The organism is Stutzerimonas stutzeri, from assembly GCF_024448715.1.
GTDB classification, from domain to species: Bacteria; Pseudomonadota; Gammaproteobacteria; order Pseudomonadales; family Pseudomonadaceae; genus Stutzerimonas; species Stutzerimonas stutzeri_AR.
Genome location: NZ_JAMOHZ010000001.1, coordinates 92,374 through 110,719 on the forward strand (window position 1 = coordinate 92,374; position 18,346 = coordinate 110,719).

The 18,346-nt window shown below is 59.8% G+C and carries 18 protein-coding genes; 10 read left to right on the forward strand and 8 right to left on the reverse strand.

The window, feature by feature from the left end; genetic code table 11:
• Positions 1-20 precede the first annotated feature (20 nt).
• Positions 21-1,109 (reverse strand): endonuclease/exonuclease/phosphatase family protein, encoded by a 1,089-nt coding sequence (locus NAV33_RS00400; protein WP_255975765.1) that lies wholly within the window; start codon positions 1,107-1,109, stop codon positions 21-23.
• Positions 1,110-1,338: 229 nt separating this feature from the next.
• Complete coding sequence (locus NAV33_RS00405; RefSeq protein WP_255975768.1) at positions 1,339-3,051, reverse strand: glycoside hydrolase family 5 protein; 1,713 nt, start codon at positions 3,049-3,051, stop codon at positions 1,339-1,341.
• A 598-nt stretch (positions 3,052-3,649) separates the two neighbouring features.
• Between NAV33_RS00405 and NAV33_RS00410 the strand changes: the two genes are divergently transcribed.
• Positions 3,650-4,792 (forward strand): aminotransferase class V-fold PLP-dependent enzyme, encoded by a 1,143-nt coding sequence (locus NAV33_RS00410; RefSeq protein ID WP_255975770.1) that lies wholly within the window; start codon positions 3,650-3,652, stop codon positions 4,790-4,792.
• A 219-nt stretch (positions 4,793-5,011) separates the two neighbouring features.
• Positions 5,012-5,230, forward strand: a complete 219-nt coding sequence (locus tag NAV33_RS00415; protein WP_255975772.1) for a hypothetical protein — start codon at positions 5,012-5,014, stop codon at positions 5,228-5,230.
• Positions 5,231-5,385: 155 nt separating this feature from the next.
• Here NAV33_RS00415 and NAV33_RS00420 read toward each other — a convergent pair whose 3' ends face one another.
• On the reverse strand, positions 5,386-6,399 hold the full coding sequence (locus NAV33_RS00420; RefSeq protein ID WP_255975774.1) for a UV damage endonuclease UvsE: 1,014 nt from the start codon (positions 6,397-6,399) through the stop codon (positions 5,386-5,388).
• A 305-nt stretch (positions 6,400-6,704) separates the two neighbouring features.
• Between NAV33_RS00420 and NAV33_RS00425 the strand changes: the two genes are divergently transcribed.
• Positions 6,705-8,681: an ATP-dependent helicase gene (locus NAV33_RS00425; RefSeq protein ID WP_255975777.1), complete on the forward strand. Its 1,977-nt coding sequence runs from the start codon at positions 6,705-6,707 to the stop codon at positions 8,679-8,681.
• Between the two features lie 92 nt (positions 8,682-8,773).
• Positions 8,774-9,394 carry a glutathione S-transferase gene (locus NAV33_RS00430; RefSeq protein WP_255975779.1) on the forward strand — a complete coding sequence of 207 codons (621 nt, stop codon included), beginning with the start codon at positions 8,774-8,776 and terminating at the stop codon, positions 9,392-9,394.
• A gap of 6 nt (positions 9,395-9,400) precedes the next feature.
• On the opposite strand, the gene NAV33_RS00435 is transcribed toward NAV33_RS00430, so the two are convergent.
• The gene (locus NAV33_RS00435) at positions 9,401-10,285 is read right to left on the reverse strand and encodes a LysR substrate-binding domain-containing protein (protein WP_255975781.1); all 885 of its coding nucleotides are present in this window, start codon (positions 10,283-10,285) and stop codon (positions 9,401-9,403) included.
• A 117-nt stretch (positions 10,286-10,402) separates the two neighbouring features.
• Between NAV33_RS00435 and NAV33_RS00440 the strand changes: the two genes are divergently transcribed.
• Positions 10,403-11,038: an FMN-dependent NADH-azoreductase gene (locus NAV33_RS00440; protein WP_255975784.1), complete on the forward strand. Its 636-nt coding sequence runs from the start codon at positions 10,403-10,405 to the stop codon at positions 11,036-11,038.
• Positions 11,038-11,349, forward strand: coding sequence for a DMT family transporter (locus tag NAV33_RS00445; protein WP_255975786.1), 312 nt, complete (start codon positions 11,038-11,040; stop codon positions 11,347-11,349). The genes NAV33_RS00440 and NAV33_RS00445 overlap by 1 nt, the downstream gene beginning before the upstream one ends.
• Positions 11,350-11,368: 19 nt before the next feature.
• On the opposite strand, the gene NAV33_RS00450 is transcribed toward NAV33_RS00445, so the two are convergent.
• A complete protein-coding gene (locus NAV33_RS00450; protein ID WP_255975788.1) occupies positions 11,369-12,076 on the reverse strand; it encodes a FadR/GntR family transcriptional regulator in 708 nt (235 codons plus the stop codon).
• Positions 12,077-12,317: 241 nt separating this feature from the next.
• Between NAV33_RS00450 and NAV33_RS00455 the strand changes: the two genes are divergently transcribed.
• Genes NAV33_RS00455 through NAV33_RS00470 form a run of 4 tightly spaced genes read left to right on the forward strand, consistent with a single transcriptional unit; the run spans position 12,318 to position 15,161 of the window.
• Entirely contained in the window at positions 12,318-13,103 is a 786-nt protein-coding gene (locus NAV33_RS00455) for a transporter substrate-binding domain-containing protein (protein ID WP_255975790.1), read from the forward strand.
• Positions 13,104-13,130: 27 nt separating this feature from the next.
• Positions 13,131-13,796 (forward strand): amino acid ABC transporter permease, encoded by a 666-nt coding sequence (locus NAV33_RS00460; RefSeq protein WP_255975792.1) that lies wholly within the window; start codon positions 13,131-13,133, stop codon positions 13,794-13,796.
• Positions 13,793-14,443 (forward strand): amino acid ABC transporter permease, encoded by a 651-nt coding sequence (locus tag NAV33_RS00465; protein ID WP_255976960.1) that lies wholly within the window; start codon positions 13,793-13,795, stop codon positions 14,441-14,443. The genes NAV33_RS00460 and NAV33_RS00465 overlap by 4 nt, the downstream gene beginning before the upstream one ends.
• A complete protein-coding gene (locus tag NAV33_RS00470; protein WP_255975794.1) occupies positions 14,430-15,161 on the forward strand; it encodes an amino acid ABC transporter ATP-binding protein in 732 nt (243 codons plus the stop codon). Before NAV33_RS00465 ends, NAV33_RS00470 begins: the two co-directional genes overlap by 14 nt.
• A gap of 13 nt (positions 15,162-15,174) precedes the next feature.
• On the opposite strand, the gene NAV33_RS00475 is transcribed toward NAV33_RS00470, so the two are convergent.
• Genes NAV33_RS00475 through NAV33_RS00485 form a run of 3 tightly spaced genes read right to left on the reverse strand, consistent with a single transcriptional unit; the run spans position 15,175 to position 18,345 of the window.
• The gene (locus NAV33_RS00475; protein WP_255975796.1) at positions 15,175-15,936 is read right to left on the reverse strand and encodes an SIR2 family NAD-dependent protein deacylase; all 762 of its coding nucleotides are present in this window, start codon (positions 15,934-15,936) and stop codon (positions 15,175-15,177) included.
• A 40-nt stretch (positions 15,937-15,976) separates the two neighbouring features.
• The gene (gene phrB / locus NAV33_RS00480; RefSeq protein WP_255975798.1) at positions 15,977-17,404 is read right to left on the reverse strand and encodes a deoxyribodipyrimidine photo-lyase; all 1,428 of its coding nucleotides are present in this window, start codon (positions 17,402-17,404) and stop codon (positions 15,977-15,979) included.
• Positions 17,401-18,345, reverse strand: a complete 945-nt coding sequence (locus tag NAV33_RS00485; RefSeq protein WP_255975800.1) for a MerR family transcriptional regulator — start codon at positions 18,343-18,345, stop codon at positions 17,401-17,403. Before NAV33_RS00485 ends, phrB begins: the two co-directional genes overlap by 4 nt.
• Position 18,346: the final 1 nt, after the last annotated feature.

The following is an 18,346-nucleotide window of genomic DNA, read 5'->3' on the forward strand; positions in this document are numbered from 1 at the left end:
TCGAGAGGCGGGGCTCGGCTTTAGTGCTTGTCCGGCTCTGGCACCTCAGATTCGCTAACGCCTTCCTCGCCGAGCTTTTGTGCAGCCTCACGTTCATCCTGCGCATCGCCTTGTAAGCTCTGCTGTTCGGGAGCAGGGTCGTATTGCAGTTCGACCAGTACGGGAAAATGGTCGGAGCCGAACTTCGGCAGCCGTTGAATACGTACCAGCTGGAAGTGGTGGCTATGGAAGAGGTGATCCAGCGGCCAGCGTAAAAACCAGTGCTGAGCGTGGAAGCTGTTGACCATGCAGCGCCCGACACGCGGATCGAGCAGCCCGCTTATCTTGCGAAACAGCCGCGTATTGGCTGACCAGGCGACGTCGTTGAGGTCGCCGGTGACGATGATCGGGATCGTGTCCTCGTCGTCCTGCACGCTTTTCGCAACCACCAGCAGTTCGACGTCGCGCTCGGTCGATTCATCGTTTTCGGTGGGGCTGGGCGGGGCCGGGTGAAGAAAATGCATGCGGATCGCCAGCTGGTCGTTCAGCCGGACATTGGCGTGCATTGACGGCACGTCGTCTTCGACCAGGAAGCACGTTTCGGCATTTTCCAGTGCAAGCCGCGACCAGACGTGCATCCCATAGAGATTATCCAAGGGGCAACGGATGCTGTACGGATATTGGTCACTCAGCTCGTCCAGCTGCGTCTCCCACCAATGGTCGGTTTCGAGCGTAACCAGCACATCGGGGCGATGCTCGCGTACCAGCGCTTTGAGCTTGTCAGCCTGTCGGTTCGGGGTCAGGACGTTGGCCGCCATGACGCGAATACGAGGTTTATCCTGACTCGTATCGGCGGATTTCACCTCACGATGCCACAGCCTGGTATAGGGAATGATCCACCAAGCCTGATACGCCAGACAGCCAACCGAAAGAGCCGAGAGCAATATCTGTAGGGGTTCGGCATAGGAGAGAAACAGCGCCTGGGCAAACAGCAGTACGAGCGCCAGTACGCACAGCTGTAATCGGGGAAAATCCAGGTCGCGTACCCACCAGACCGGATTTTTCCAGAGCGGCAAACAGGTCAGTACAACCAGCAGGCCGGTGGCGGCCAGCAAGATTCCTTCCTTCATTTTCGTCCTCGGAGTGTTCGGCGCGAGTCATGCCAGCCGTTTAGGTACCTGGATTCAGACATAAAGGGTTCGTCCCGCCGATTCGGCGATTGGTTCCGCTTGCTTGAGCGCGGGGTGACACGGAGCAGGCCAACGTAATTCTCTGTTAGGTAGAGGAAATCGAGGGCAAAAAAAGGCCTGACACGCAGTGCGTGTCAGGCCTTCCGTTAAGCAGTGTATGGCGAATGGCTTACATCGGTTCGCCTATGGCCGCACAGCTGTTCGGTGTGGCTGCGTGTTTCCTCAGAACCGGCAGTTGTGGCTGCTCCGCACCGCCCGATACGTCCAAGGCGAGAATGTAGTTACCCCACCAGGGGCCGCCGGCCCAATAGGTGACCGGAACGCAGTTTTCACGCAGATAGCCAAGCAGGTTATCCATCGCCATGATCGCATCGGGCGCATAGTTCGGTACGCCTATTTCACCGATGAAACCGCGCAACTTGTTTGACCGCAGCCAATCGACGAAAGGCTTGGCGCGCGTGATACCCAGGTCCGGCGCGAAGGTTTCGGTCTTGTCCTTGTACATGCCGGACGTGTCGCGATCGAGGTACATATGGGCTTCGAAGATCAGGTTGTTCGCCGGATCGCGCATCCAGGGGTCAGCGATAAGTTGGGTGTTGGACTGAGGCCAGTGCCAGGCGCTAGAGAACCGGTCGCCAGCGACATAGATCCAGTTGGTCTGGTCTACCTGACGAATCGCCTTGGCCGCAGCCAATGCTGCCTCAGGCCAAAGCCCCTTGGTGTTCGGCTCGTTCATCAGGCCGTAACCGCTGAGTGCCGGATGGTTGCCGATCTTCTGCGCGATGCGCTTCCAGGTATCGGCAAACGACTTGATCGGTACGGTTTCCGAGCCGATCGGCTGCTTGTAGTAGCGGTAGTAGTTATGCATGTCGAGGACGACCTTGACGCCATGCTTCTGTGCGAAGTCGAGAGACTGTGTGAGCAGCTTCAACTGCGCCGCGTCGAGCTCCGTGTTTAGCTGTGGCTGTAGCCGTTCCCAGAGAAAAGGCAGGCGAACCAGCTTCAACCCTTGCTCCGCGTACTTCTTGTAATACGACTCGGCCGGATAAATGTAGTTGGTGCCGTGCTTGCCGGGCAGGACCGATGGCCCGAACGCCGCGCCGGACAACGCCACGCCAACCAGCTGCACAGCCGGGGCTTCGGCTAGCGCGGATGAAGCCGGAGCAGCGGCCACCCGGAGCTTGTTCGGGTAGCCAACCAGCGAGCCATCCAGGACGGCACCATTCATGAATATGGTCAGCGCACCGCTTGCAGCTTTTACCGATGTGACGGTGCGTTCCTGCCCGTCAGCCAATCGAACTCGAGTGCCGACTTCGAACGCATCGAGGTTCTGTGAAGTGGCGGCAACCGAAACACCCGCCGAAGCTCGCCACGAGCCGTTGGACCAGTAGCTGTTGGTGAACTTGTTGATCAGCGCCGCATAACTTGCCGCAGGCGCTTCAGCGATAGCGGGCTGCGATTTGAATGGCGTCGCGCTGGCCGCATTGCTGACGCTGAGCTTTTTTGGATAGCCCACGAGGCTGCCATCAAACGCCGGACCTTCCATGAATACCCTGAGGTCTGCGCCAGCTACCTTCACCGAGGTGATCTTGCGGACCTGACCATCTGCCGTTTTCGCATAACCGCCTGCCTTGAATGCGGCCATGTTGGCTGCGCTAGCGCGAATGGAAACGCCTGCCGAGGCGCGCCACGAACCGTTCTGCCATAGCGTGTTGGTGTACTTGTTTATCAACGCTGCGTAAGAAATACCCGAGACGCGGGTGCTGTTCGCGGTCGCTGCGAACGCGGGGCTGTCAATCGGCAGCACGCCCAGCAATGCAGTTAGGGTAATCGTGGAAATGAGTGCCTTTTTACGAACACTCGAAAACGTGATGACAGGCATTTATCTCACCGTGAGTACGCACATCCAATTGCGCACCGCAGCGCGCCGGAGGAATGGCGGGTTGATCAACAAGCGACCCGGGTTACGCAAACAGCTACAGAACGAATCCTGGTTTGCGAGACGGCCAATGGGGCGGCTTCGGCGTCTTGGGAGTGCCTTTATAATTCGTTTTCCAAATGAAGAGAATATATTTCGCCTGTTTATGGGCGCCAATAACCCGTCGATCTAAAAGAATGATATTAGTTTGATATTGCTTGTGCGTAGTGACATCAATGCAGAACTGTTTAGAGCGCTGAAAACAACCGTGACCTGAACTATGGTGCCGTCATTTTTTTGAACTTGCCGTTACGCAGTCACCAACTTTCCCCTATATGAAATCCGACAAACGGTAATTTGATAAGTGAACTTAACGGGGAAGGAACGATAGGTGTGCGTAGATAGCGCAGGCTTATTTCTGTTGGCGTTAGGGCAGACGGTAGGAGTCGACTCGCTGTATCGCGGCGGCGACATCAATCGCTGAAAGGGCGGTGCGTAAACCTTGTAAAGCGAATCAGCTTCGGGCAGGGTCGAGGGCTAGCTCTTGCCTGTGGAGTTATCCATGTCGGACCTCTTTCCCAGTGTCGATCCCGATGGACTGATCGAGTATTCGGTGGTGTACACCGATCGATCTTTGAATCACATGTCCCGGTCGTTCCAGACCGTAATGAACGATATCTCCTCCACGCTCAAGACTGTCTACAACGCTCATGCTGTCGTCGTGGTGCCCGGCAGTGGCACCTTCGGCATGGAGGCGGTTGCGCGTCAGCTAGCCCATGACCGCAAGTGTTTGGTGATCCGTAACGGATGGTTCAGTTATCGCTGGACGCAGATTTTCGAGATGGGCTCGATCCCGGCGCATTCCACCGTGCTCAAGGCGCGACCGGAAAGCCAAAAGCCTCAGGCTGCATTTGTTCCCCCTCCCATCGATGAAGTCATCGCAACCATCGCGGCGCAAAAGCCGGACTTGGTGTTTGCACCGCATGTCGAGACCTCGTCCGGGATGATCCTCCCTGACGATTACCTACATGCCGTGGGGGATGCGGTGCATGCGGTTGGCGGTCTGTTCGTTCTGGATTGCATCGCTTCCGGCGCGCTGTGGGTAGACATGCAGGCATGCGGCGTCGATGTGTTGATCAGCGCTCCGCAAAAGGGCTGGAGCGCGTCGCCTTGCTGCGCCCTGGTGATGCTAAGCCAGGCCGCCCAGGCGCGCGTCGAAGCAACCCAGAGCAGCAGTTTTGCCTGCGATCTGAAGAAGTGGCTACAGATCATGCAGGCGTACGAGCAGGGTGGTCATGCCTATCACGCGACCATGCCGAGCGACTCCCTGGCGCGTTTTCGCGATGTCATGCTGGAAACGAAAGCCTATGGCTTCGGGACCGTTCGCGCCCAACAGTTGGAGTTGGGGCAGCGCGTCCGAACGTTGCTGGCCGAAGAGGGATTTTCGAGTGTCGCAGCCGGCGGCTTCGAGGCGCCGGGTGTGGTGGTGTGTTACACCAACGATAGCGATATCAAGAACGGCAGGAAATTCGCCGCGCAAGGCTTGCAGATCGCGGCAGGCGTACCGCTGCAATGTGATGAGCCGGCTGACTTTCAGACCTTTCGTATCGGCCTTTTCGGACTGGAGAAGCTGAAACACGTAGACCGCACCATCGAGATCTTGCGGTGCGCACTGGGCAAAATTGTTCACGACGGAGCGGCCTGATTATTCGGATTGAGGTATGACCACCCCGGTCGAGCGAATCCTTCTGTCTGCCGATCTTGCTATGACTGACCCCTATGAAAGCTGACCTCAACCACTTCAAAAAACCCTGAAACCGGCGAGATAGACACATCTCTGAAACAAAAATGTGTTTGCGCTCGCACGTAGGCTGACTACGCTCAAAGTGTACAAAGCGATTACAACAAGAAAGAGGGGCTCACCATGATCAACAACCAGAATGCTCAGGTCGTTGCACTCGAGTTGTGGCGCTTCTGCGCTCACTGCATTGCTGCCATCGTTGTTGTAGGAGCGGTACTGATTGGGTTCCTTGGATCATGGGAACTGGGGCTGAAGGTCGGCGTGCTGCCGTTGCTGGCATTGATCGCCGCCGATGCGCTGGCCAGACGGCGAGAGCAGGAAATTCGACTAAGGAATTTTTGACCTTCTGCCATCCTGCGCAAACCGTCACGGGGTTCGCGCAGGATGAACATTCAATGCAGTTGCAAATGCAGCGCCGTTGTACCCGAGCTTCGCCTCGCTCCGCTTTATCTAGTCGATGATCCCTGGCGCCCGCTAGATCCGCCGTGAGTATCTGACTAGACGAGATAGTCGCGGTAGTAATCCCGTGTCGCGAGATTTTTGTCCTTGGCCTCGAACATGATGTCGAAACGGTCGAGGAATTCCCTCGCGTATAGATTGGTCCAGTGGTTCCACATGCGCTTGCTGTGGCTGTAGAGATCGCGCTTGCTGACTTTCTCCAGCAGGATCGGCATTTCCAGCTTTTCGTTGGCGGAAAAACCTATCTCCATCAGGCTTTCGGGTGGCTGCGAGTAATGCATTGTCGGTCGCACGCCGTGCCAGCTGTCGATGATTTGCGCGACGCGTGAGTCGTGCGGATCGATGTAATGGTCCTCGTTGATCCAGCAGTGGTGAATATCCAGCACCACCGGCGCCAGATCAGCGAGTTGCAGGCAGTCATCGACGCCATAGGTCTTTTCTTCGTTCTCGAAGGTGATGCTGTTTCTCGCTTCTTGCGAAAGGCGCGGCCACACCGCGCGGATCCCTTCGATACCCAACCGTCCGGCGATATGCACGTTGCATTTGAAGTCTTGAAACTGCCGGCCGAAGCCCATCATCCGAATCATGTCGGCGTGATACTCGAATTCCGCCAAGCTGTTTTCAACTACCTGTGGTTTGTCCGAGCCCAGCACGCAGTACTGGCCGGGATGCAGCGACAGGCGGATAGCCAGAGCTCTGGCATGCTCGCCGATCTTTGCAAAGCCCGCCTCGATACTGTTGCGAACTTCGGTCTGGCGATAAAACTCGGCCGCCTCGGGATGGCTATAGAAGGGCAGCAGATCGCTGCTCAAGCGGAGCATGCGCATGGACTGAGGCAATGTGCCGACGTATTCGAGCAGGCGCAGCTGTGCTGCCAGATTGTGTTCGATGATGCCGCTCAGCTTTTCCCGCGCAACCTCCTGCGACACGCTATTGAGCCAGCGCAATGTGGTCGAACGTGGGTTGAACGATCGCTCGATCGCCTCCAATTCCTTCAGCGACTCGCTATGGCCGGGATGACGATACATGCAGGCGAAACCGATTCTGTACATAAGATCCTGTCGATTGCGGCGTAATGGATAAGGATCAGCAAGCATTCGAGATGGCGGTACAGGTTAGTAGTCAACCCGCGAGCAGGGTGCCACGCAACCGACGAACGTGAAGAGCGACTGATGCATCGCTGGAAGCCGCAGCACGTCGATGACAAGCCCCGAAAGCGCTGCAGTTCCTGCGCTTAGCATGCTTACCGAGACGCTGAACGGCACTGGCGCCGGTAACCGCTCCTCGCCTCAGCATCAGTCATATGCGAAAAACCCTTACCATATCAATCACCTACTCATGGTCTGGTTGGTATCCAATGCTGTCTGCCGTCAAGCGCTACAAACTGCTTTTGTCAGGAGCTCTGGCGCGTTGTTTCCCTCGTACATCGGCCTATATGCGATCGGAGGAAGAATTGGTATTGCGCCGCTGGCCAAGCGCGGTTTCGACACCAACGGCCAAGCGCGTTGCCAAACAATCTGCCAAGGCCGGTCGCCATCCGAAGAAGCCCCCACTTGCCGAGAAACCCATCAAGCCTCGGGCGAAACCCCGCAAGTCCGCCAGTGAAGGTATTTATGGCCCAGCGAAACTATCGGTCGAGGACCAGCAGGTCCAAGCGATGCGCTTGCGCGTCGGCCGTGCTGTAGAGGCAGGCGTGATTTGCGCACCCTCGGACGAACAGTGGGCGATGATCCTCAGTGACAGCCCGGTGACGCGCATCTTTGCTGGCGCCGGCTCGGGGAAGTCCACCACGTTGGTACTGCGCGTTGTGTTCATGCTGTGCCATATGGGCATCGCGCCGGAAAGGCTGACGGTCATTTCCTTCACCAATGCTTCCTGCTCGCAACTGCGTGAGCAGCTGATCAAGGTGCTGAGTTTCTGGAATTTCGATTTCGATCCAGCCAGCGCGCGCCAGTGCGTACGAACCTTTCATTCGGCCATGGCGGTCCTCGCCAAAGACGTACTAGGCAAACCGGTCTGGTTCGAGCAACTGGACGAAAAGGGCGCATCGCCCACCGAGCTGGATAACCCATTGACTTCCTCGCGCTTGCGTCCGGCACAGCAGCGGCTGCTGAAGCAGGCCTATCAAACCTGCTACGTCGAAGAAGACGCTTTCCGCGTGCGGGTGCACGAATTACTGCAGTTGCCGCAGCCTGGCGAGTCGAAAGGCAAACGCGTACCCAAGGCGCCATTGGACGGGTTCAAACTGGCCGGTGAGTTCACCCCGCTGCCGCTGTTCGAAGCGTTGTATGCGCAAGCCGGTTTCATCGAGAGCATCGGCATCCGGATCGAACACATGCAGCCTGCCCGAATGGACTGCTCGCCACGTGAGCGCGCCTTCATCGAAGCGCTGATTCTGTTCTGGAAGCACTTTCAGGCGCTCTTGGAGAGCCAGGGGCTGACTACTTTCAATGGTGCCTTTCAGTCGTTGACCCAGCGTTTGGCGGCGTCCGACCACGGTGTATCGACCGCCGCGTTGGCGCCGTTCAGCCACCTGCTGATCGATGAGTTCCAGGACATCTCACCGCAAATCGTGCAGTGGCTGCAGGCGCTACATCATGCATTGTCGCGCCAGGACGAGGCCGTGAGCCTGATGGCCATCGGCGACGACTGGCAATCAATCTATGGCTGGCGCGGCAGTTCGCCGGAACTGTTCATGGATTTCGACAAGTACTTCCCCAGCCGAGGTGCCTCGAAGAAGAGCAGGGTGTTGATGCTCGAAACCAACTACCGCTCGATCGAGCCGATTGTCCGAGATGGCGAGGCGGTATTGAGCGCAGTTGCGTTCAAGCAGGCAAAGGCCAGCCAGGCGGCCAAGGCAATACAGCAGGGCGATCACGGAGTGAAACTGGTTACCCGCTTCGATGTGAAGACGCGACTGCCAGAGCTGATCCGCGACATCCAGGCCCAGTGCGAGCACGTCGCCAGTCGCCCGAATGCGGACCGCAATGCGGTCTTGGTGCTCAGCCGGCGCAACGAACCCTTGCGTGCAATCGAGGCACAGCTGGATCGCAAGCTACCGGTCAAGACCTACACAATTCACCGCGCCAAGGGGCTGCAGGCCGAGGTCGCGATCATCGTCGATGACTGCCTGCCAGCGGAACGCCATCCGTTGCGCAACGCGCTATATGCCTATTGCGGTTTCTTTCGCAACAGCTACGACCAGGCCATGGCCGACGAGAGTCTTCGCCTGGCCTACGTGGCGATCACCCGTGGCGTCAGCCGCGTGTTCTGGTACACGCAGAAAGCCCAAGGTGCCACACGGCTGCTGGCCGACAGAGGAAAGACTCGCTAACCGTGGTGCGGCGTATCGCTAGCGGCTGACATCGGTTTACGGCTAGGGTTGCGGCTTTGACGGCAAACGTCAGCGGACAGGAGCGCAATCGCATGTTGAAACTCTGGGGTCGGATCAATTCGACCAACGTGAAAAAGGCGCTTTGGTGCCTGGAAGAGCTGGGTGTTCCCTATGCCCGCATCGATGCCGGTGGCGCCTTCGGGGTCGTCGGCGAGGCCAATTACATCGCGAAGAATCCGAATCAGCTGGTGCCGTGCTTGGAAGACGGCGAGCTGGTCTTGTGGGAATCCAATGCCATCGTGCGGTATCTGGCTGCGCAGTACGGCGAAGGCGCGCTGTGGAACCCCGACCCAAGTCAACGCGCTCAGGCGGACAAGTGGATGGACTGGGTTACCTCGTCACTGGCCGCTCCCTTTCGCACAGTGTTCTGGAACATCGTTCGCACGGCGCCGGACCAACGCGACATGCCGGCCGTACAGGCCGCGGTGGCGGAATGCGGCAAGCTCATGGCCATCGCGGACCAAACCCTGGCCGAGCAGCCTTATCTGTCCGGCGCCTCGTTCGGGATGGGTGATATTCCGCTGGGTTGTTTCGCCTACGCCTGGTTCGAGATGCCCATCGAGCGACCAGACCTGCCGCACCTGCGTGACTGGTACGAGCGACTGCAACTGCGTGCGGCGTATCAGACAGCGGTGGTCACGGCCCTAACCTGACAGGGATCAGCGACTGGCGGACTCGTCGTTCAGCCAGTCGAAGAAAGCCTTCACTGGCGGATGGCGCTCGCGGCCGGGCACGCAGAGCGCCGTGTAGGATGCACCGGGCACCGTGACCTCGGCGCGATAGGGCTGCAACAGCCCCATCGCCAGACTCTGCGATACCAGCACATTGCTCGCCAGCACCAGACCTTGCCCGGCGATGGCGGCCTGCAACGCGTAGTGTTCGTCGTCGTATTCGCGCAGCTCGGCGCTTTCCAGCCATGATTCGGCAGCGGCTCCGCACCAGGCTTTCCAGCTGCGATCATAAAGCTGTGGGTTGCGCCAGCGTACGGTAATCAGCGTCAGCCGAGCCGGGTCGAGCGAGGCGAGCAGATCCGGTGCGCCATAAACACCGAAGCATTCGTCGAGCAGGCACTGGCTGTGCAGGGTGGGGTGATTGCCATAGCCATAGCGGATTACCAAATCGATGCTGGCGTCCTGATGCAGATCGAGCAGTTCGGTGCTGGTCTCGACACGCACTTTGATGCCGGGGTGCGCCTGATAAAAGCGCCCGAGGCGCGGAATCAACCAGAGCGCGGCGAAGGCCGGCGTAACCGATAGGGTCAGGTTCCCGGTGCTCGGCTGGGGGCGCAACTGGTCGACCGCTTGCACGACCTCCAGCAGAGCGCCATGCAGGCTGCGAAACAGCCGCTCACCGCAATCGGTCAGGCGCACGCCGCGGGCCATCCGCTGAAACAGTGGTACGCCCAGCCAGCCTTCAAGCGCCTTGATCTGATGCGACACCGCCGTAGGCGTTACGGCAAGCTCCTCGGCCGCCGCCTTGAAGCTTTGCAGTCGCGCTGCGGATTCGAAAGTACGCAACGCGGTGAGTGGCAAGTTTGCAAACATCAGAAGCCCCAGATGAATTCAGCTCATTCGGGAAGAGTATTGCTCATTTGCGGTCATTCGCAGCGGCCAATAATTTAGCTCCGACGGCCGCATCGGTGCGGCTCATGGAGATAACCGATGAAAAAAATTCTAGCCATACAAGGCAGCCCGCGCGGCGAACGCTCACATTCGCGGCGCTTGCTCGATCATTTTCTTCAGGCCCTGGCAGCCGAGCAGCGCGACAGTGATATCTCGCGCCGGGAGGTGGGTCGCATCGTTCTGCCGCCCGTTACCGAGGGCTGGGTTGCGGCCGCCTTTCACGATCCCCGTGAACGCTCGGAGGCGATGCGCGCAGAGCTCGCCCTCAGTGACGAGTTGGTCGATGAGTTGTTAGCCACGGATCGTCTGGTCATCGCAGCGCCCATGTACAACTTCGGCGTTCCCAGCGGAGTGAAAGCCTGGATCGATCAGATTGTCCGTATCGGCCGCACCTTCGATTTCACCCCTGAAGATCCGGCGAGCCAGTACAAGCCACGGGTGCTTGGCAAGCGCGGTTTGATCATCACCACTCGCGGAGATCGCGGGTACGGCCCGGATGGCGCGAATGCACGGCTCAATCATGCCGATACCCACCTGCGCGATGTGCTCGGGTTGATCGGCATCACCGATGTCGAAGTCGTCGCGGTAGAAAATGATGAGTTCGGCGGAATGGCGTTCGAAGCGTCCTATGCAATGGCGCAACGACGCCTGGCAGAGCTGGCGATGGACTTCTGATGGCCAGCGCCTGGTTGTTCCTGTTGTTGGCGGCAGGGTTTGAAGTGCTGTTTGCACTGGCGATGAAATATGCCGACGGCTTCACCCGGCTCGCTCCCAGCGGGCTGGTGATCGTCGCGGCCAGCGCTGGCATCTACTTTCTGACCTTGGCGTTGCGCGAGCTGCCGGTAAGCGTCGCCTATCCAATCTGGACCGGTATCGGCACGCTCGGCACGGTGTTGCTGGGCGCCTTGTTGCTGGGCGAGGCGCTGACGCCGGTCAAGCTCGCGTCGGTCGCGCTAATCGTGGCGGGTATCGCCGGACTCAAGTAGGGCGCATCGCTGACTGCACTCAAGCGGCAGGTCCGGCAAAGCTGATGCCAGTGCGCGAGGCGGCGGCTCGTATGTGCGCCTGCATGGCTTTTTGTGCGGTGGACGGCGTGTGGCGCGACAGGGCGCGGAGGATCCTGCGATGTTCCTGCCAGGTTTCCATGGCCCGTTCGGGGCGTATGAAAGGCAGCTTCTGGCTTTCCAGGTAGATGTCCGAGCGGCTGGTCAGTATGTCGACGATTGCCTGGTTTCCGGCGGCACGGAGAATCCGGCGGTGGAAATCGAAATCCAGTTGCGCTGCAGGTTCGAATGCTTGAGCGCGCAATTCCAGACGCATCGCTTCGACGTTATCGCTCAAGGCGTCCAGTTCGTCCCTGCTCAGCATCAAAGCGGCGAGACTCGATGCGAAACCCTCCAGAGCAAAGCGCAGCTGGAAGGTGTCCGCTGCTGAAACCTGTGTTGCAAACGGCCATCCCTGAGCCTGTTCGGCATCGGCGGCGAGGTCTGGCTGGTCCTGAACGAACACGCCTTTGCCAGGCTGGATTCGTACCAGCCCAAGTGCGCTGAGCGAGGAAAGCGCTTCACGCAGCGAGGCGCGACTGACGCCGAACCGTTCGGCCAGTTCGCGCTGCGAGGGTAGGGCATCCCCGGGTTGATAGGCGTCGTCTTCGATCAGCTGACGGATCGAGGCAAACGCATATTCGGGTACTGCTCGGTTGATGGGTTGCATGGGCAAGGCTCTAGTCGAGTGCAGCTATTCATTGGGTGGCTTCAACCGCTTCTATGCATCCCCACGCACCGTAATCGGGCGACACCGCACCGCAAAGGGACGAAACGCAAGCAGGTCGGATCAGAACTGTTCAGACCAGTCGTACCAGTTGGGGCGTGCCGCCCCCTTACAAGGGACTTGCTGCTCCACTGGCATGACGCGTGCAAAGCCGATGCCGTCTTCCATCCATCGGAGCTCCATCATGCTCAACGCGACTCGCTCACTGATCACCGCCCTGTGCTTGGGCATCACGCTGGCCAGCGGCGCTGCCGTCGCAGACGGTCTGGAGGACATCACCAAGCGGGGCGTGCTCAAAGTGGCAGTGCCTCAGGATTTCCCGCCGTTCGGCTCGGTGGGTCCGGACCTGCAGCCGCGCGGCCTGGATATCGATACCGCGCAGCTGCTGGCTGATCAGATGGACGTCAAGCTCGAACTGACTGCCGTCAACAGCACCAACCGGATTCCGTTCCTGACCACGGGCAAGGTCGATCTGGTGGTGTCGAGCCTTGGCAAGAACGCCGAACGCGAGCAGGTGATCGATTTCTCCGATGCCTATGCGCCGTTCTACCTGGGCGTGTTCGGCCCCGAGGAGACTGAGGTGTCGAACCTTGAGGATCTGGATGGCAAGACCATCAGCATTACCCGTGGCTCCGTTGAAGACATTGAGCTCAGTGCGGCGGCCCCTAAGGGCGCGACCCTGAAGCGCTTCGAAGACAACAACTCGACCATCGCCGCTTATTTATCCGGACAGGTCGATCTGATTGCCAGCGGCAACGTGGTCATGGCGGCGATCGCCGAGCGTAATCCGAAGCGCCTGCCGAGCATGAAACTCAATCTGAAGAATTCGCCGACCTATGTCGGGCTGAACAAGAACCAGCCGGCCTTGCTGAAGAAGGTCAATGACATCCTCGCGGCGGCCAAACAGGACGGCAGCCTGAGTGAAATCAGCGAGAAGTGGCTCAAGCAACCCCTGCCGGCGGACCTGTAAGGGCACCACCGGATCTGGAGATCGACCATGGCTTATCAGATGGAATTCGGTCCGGTCCTGGCGAACACCGATGTGCTGCTACAAGGCGCGATGTTCACCCTGGGCCTGACCGCCATCGGCACTTTACTGGGGGTTGGGCTGGGCATCGCAGGCGCGCTGGTGCGCGCCTGGCGGATTCGGCCGTTCAACTACCTGTTCGGCCTGTACGTCGAGCTGATCCGCAACACTCCATTCATCGTTCAGCTGTTCTTCATCTTCTTCGGGCTACCTGCGCTGGGGTTGCGCCTCAATGAGTGGGAAGCCGCGGTGCTGGCGATGGTGATCAACCTGGGCGCCTATTCCACCGAGATCATCCGGGCCGGCATCCAGGCGATTCCCCATGGGCAAATTGAGGCCGCGTCGGCATTGGCGCTGACTCGCATGGAAACCTTCCGCCATGTGGTGTTGCGTCCGGCGCTGGCCAAAGTCTGGCCGGCCCTGTCGAGCCAGATCATCATCGTCATGCTCGGATCAGCGGTCTGTTCGCAGATATCCACCGAAGAGCTGACGTTCGCCGCGAATTTCATCCAGTCGCGCAACTTCCGTGCGTTCGAAACTTACCTGGTGACCACCTTGCTGTATCTGTCGATGGCCATCCTGATCAGGCAACTGCTGGGCTGGATCGGTCGGCGCTACGTCGTGGGAGCGCGCTGATGGAATTCACCTTCTGGGATATCGCGCGCAACCTCTTGGTCGGCCTGCAATGGACCTTGGTGCTGTCACTGGTGGCATTCGTCTGTGGCGGCGTGGTCGGGCTGCTGATAATGCTGGCGCGGATTGCACCGATCCGCTGGCTGCGCATCCTGGCTCACGGTTATATCGAGCTGTTTCAGGGCACACCGCTGTTGATGCAACTGTTCATTGTGTTCTTTGGCGTCGCACTGCTTGGGGTGGAGGTGTCCGCCTGGCTCGCCGCGGCCGTGGCGCTGACGTTGTTCACCAGTGCCTTTCTCGCGGAGATCTGGCGTGGCTGCGTCGAGTCGGTCTCCCGCGGGCAATGGGAAGCATCCGAATGCCTGGCAATGACCCGGCTGGAAACGCTGCGATATGTCGTGCTGCCTCAGGCATTAAGGATCGCGGTAGCGCCCACCGTGGGGTTTTCGGTGCAGGTCGTGAAGGGCACGGCCGTCACCTCGATCATCGGGTTCACCGAGCTCACCAAGACCGGCAGCATGCTGGCCAACGCCACCTTCGAGCCGTTCATGGTCTATGGCCTCGTCGCGCTGGGCTACTTCGCACTCTGCTATCCGCTGTCACTCGCGGCGTATCACCTGGAAAGGAGGCTGAATGTCACTGCTTAACGTATCGGCGCTGCACAAGTATTACGGCGAGAACCACGTGCTCAAGGGCGTCGATCTGCGAGTCGAGAAGGGCGAGGTGGTGGCCATCATCGGTCGCAGTGGCTCCGGTAAGAGCACCTTGCTGCGTACGCTCAACGGGCTGGAGACGATCAATGACGGTGTCATCGAAGTCGACGGCGATTACCTGGATGCCGCCCGCGCTGACTTGCGCAGCCTGCGGCAGAAAGTCGGCATGGTGTTCCAGCAATTCAACCTTTTCCCTCATTTGACTGCCGGCGAGAACGTGATGCTGGCAGTCAAGGTGGTGAAAAAGACGCCCCATGCGGAAGCCGAGCGGCTGGCGCGGCAGATGCTGGAGAAGGTCGGGCTGGCGGAGAAATTCGATGCCTATCCCGAGCGCCTGTCCGGTGGCCAGCAGCAGCGCGTGGCGATTGCCCGCGCGCTGGCAATGTCACCCAAGGTCCTGCTCTGCGACGAAATCACATCGGCGCTGGACCCGGAGCTGGTCAATGAAGTGCTGGCCGTGGTGAAGCAGTTGGCGAGCGAAGGCATGACGTTGGTGATGGTGACCCACGAGATGCGCTTCGCCCGAGAGGTGGGCAGCAAGCTGGTGTTCATGCATCACGGCAAGGTGCATGAGATGGGTGATCCGCGCGAGCTGTTCGCCAATCCGCAGACAGCCGAGCTGCAGCAATTTATCGGTTCGGTCAGCCTATAGCGGCGGCGCCTGTTCAACGAATCTCGAACGCCTGCGCGACCAATACCGGCAGCTGTTCACCCGCTGGGCCAGCCAAGGTGTATTCCCGCTCGCGTTGATTGGTCTGGGGCAAGGGATTGACGTGCACGACGACCGCTCCGGCACGCCAGGCAAGCCCGGGGACCTCTGCTGCGGGATAAACCATGCCGGACGTGCCGACCGAAATCAGCAGGTCGCACGTCTCGGCGGCCTCGAACGCGGCGTTCAGCGCGCCGGCAGGCAGGCTTTCTCCAAACCAGACGACACCGGGGCGCAACAGCCCATCGCAGGTCGTGCAGGGCGGCGGTTGCACCCGGCGGCCGCCTTCCGGCTCGTTGGGCATGCCCAACGGCTGGTTCGGGGACTCGCCACATTTGCAACAGCGCGGCTGATGCAGGCTTCCATGGAGATGGATGACGTTCGTGCTACCGGCGCGCTCATGCAGGTCATCGACGTTCTGCGTTATCAGCGTCAGGCGGGGCACATGTAGGGCCAGCTCGGCAATGGCTCGGTGCGCCGGGTTCGGCTGAGCCAGCAGCACCTTCATGCGTCGCCATTCGTACCAGCCCCAGACCAATTCCGGATCGGTCTGGAAGGCCTCCGTCGTAGCCAGCGAGGTGGCATCGAAGCGCTCCCATAGTCCGGTCAGTGAATCGCGAAAAGTGGGTATGCCGCTTTCAGCCGAAACGCCGGCGCCGGTAAAAACCACGACGTGATCGGCGCTGCGCAAGGCTTCGATCAGAGGGGCTGGAATCATCGGCACGTTCCTGCTGTATGAACAGTGGCGCTAAGGCCGCTCATACTGGTTCGCCCAGGTTTTTGAAAGTGGATAGCGCTCGCTCACGGCTCATCGCCAGGTCGGTGATCGGTTGCGGATATTCGGCGGTGCCAAACAGGTCGGTCTTGGTGGCTGGGTTATGAATGTCGCGGTTGTCCAGCTGTGCGAGTTCGGGCAGCCATTGCCGCAGGAAGCGGCCCTCAGGGTCAAACTTCGCCGACTGACTGAGCGGATTGAACAGGCGGAAGTACGGTACCGAGTCGGTACCCGTGGATGCGCTCCATTGCCAGCCGCCATTGTTCGCGGCCAAGTCGCCGTCGATGAGGTGGCGCATGAACCAACGCTCGCCTTCGCGCCAGTCGATCAGCAGATTCTTGGTCAGGAACATCGCGACGACCATACGCAGGCGGTTGTGCATCCAGCCGGTGGCTAGTAGCTGACGCATGGCGGCGTCGATGATCGGGAAACCGGTGCGGCCTTGCTGCCAGGCGGCCAGCTCATCCGGTGCATGGCGCCAAGGCAGCGCCTCGGTCTCACGACGGAATGCGCGACCCATGGAAACCTGCGGATAACCAACCAGAATGTGTTTGTAGAATTCCCGCCAGAGCAATTCGTTGATCCAGACAACCGCCCCAGGGTTGCCGCTGTCCAGCTCGCCCAAGTTTGTCCTCAGCGCAGCGTGCAGGCACTGGCGCGGCGAGATGACGCCAGCCGCCAGGTAGGCGGAAAGCTGGCTGGTACCGGGTTCGGCGGGGAAGTCCCGGCGCAGTTGGTACTCGGCCAGATCGTCTTCGGCGAATATCGCCAGGCGCTCGCGTGCACACTTTTCGCCAGCAGGCCAGAGCGAGCGCAGGTAGTCGCTGGGCACTGCGAAACCGTCGACCGCGGTCGGTACCGGATCGCTGGTCAGAGGCAGGGGCGATTGTCGTGCAGGCACGGGCAGGCAGGGCGGTAGGGACTGGCTCAGGCGTGAATAGCAAACCTTGCGAAATTGGCTGAAAACCTTGAAGCAACCGCCCGACAGCGTCTGCACGCTGCCCGGAGCAAAGAGCAGTTGATCGAGATGGCGGTGCAGGCTCGCCTTGGTACCTTGAAGCGCCCGACCCACGGCATCGTCACGGCGTTGCTCGTTCACCCCATACTCATCGTTGACGTGCACACTGTCGATTGCATGTTCGCGGCACAGATCGGCGATGACTGCGGGCACTGCCCTCCAGTCATGAACGATGCGGATCAGCAGCGGCACGTGCAGTTCGGCCAGCCGTGCCGAGACTTCGCTGAGATTGCGCAGCCAGAAATCCACCTTGCATGCCGCGTCGTCATGAGCAAACCATTGATCGGGCGTGATCAGGAAAAGCGCTATGGTTGGCCCTGCATTCATTGCGGCCACAAGAGCAGAGTTGTCGGTGACGCGCAGATCAGTGCGCAACCAGAGCAGTTGGTTCATTCCATATATCCTTTCGGGCCATCGAGCAGCCGGCTTGCCTGCAGCGCTTCGAGCGCGGTCAGTGGATCATCAGCGAGCATCAGGTCGGGTAGGGCGCTTAACTCGGCCCGGTGAATGCAGGCTGCCGGGCCAGCAAGCATGACCGGCATGATTCTCTTATGGTCGGCCAGCCGCGGGAGTTGCCGTTGCAGGCGATTGCTATCCAGTGCTTGGCTGGCGTATAGCAGCAAACCGCGCGGAGCCATCCGCTCTAGCGCCAGCGGTAGCTCAGCGAGCGATACAGGCCATTCGATAATTTCCACCGGACAACCGGCACTGGAGACGAGCCAGGCACAGAGCCAAAGACCCGGCTCGAAGCGCTGATCGCACAGACTTACGGCCAGCAGCGGCGCGCCGCTGTGCTGACGATTATCGTGATACAGACGCGTACCGAGTTTGGTGCGCAGCCATGAATGAAACAGTGCGCGCTCGAGTTCCGCACCGAAGCGTCTAACCCAGCGCTGCTCGAGGCTCATCATCAGCGGCAGCAGCAAGTGCTTGCAGAGCGTGCGTGGCGGATAGAGCGCCAGCGCACGGTTGAAGCTTTCGTCGAGCTTTCGCTCGGCCAGTTGGCTGATCGCGCGAAGCATCTCGTCCTGCAGACTGCCCCACTGGCTGTGCTCGGTCACGCCGATTGGCTGACGCGTCTCCAGCAACTGCTTGACCTGGCTAACCGCGACGCCGCGATTGAGCCAGCCGACGATGTTTTGAATGCGCTCGATCAGGCTGTCGTCATAGAGCCGATGGCCCTTTGCCGTGCGTCGCGGAACGATCAGACCATAGCGCCGCTCCCACGCGCGCAAAGTTGCAGGATTTACCCCGGTAAGGCGCGCCACTTCCCGGATCGGAACCCAGCCTTCGGCAGCGGGCGCAGCCATGTCGTCGTCAAAAATCGGATTCATG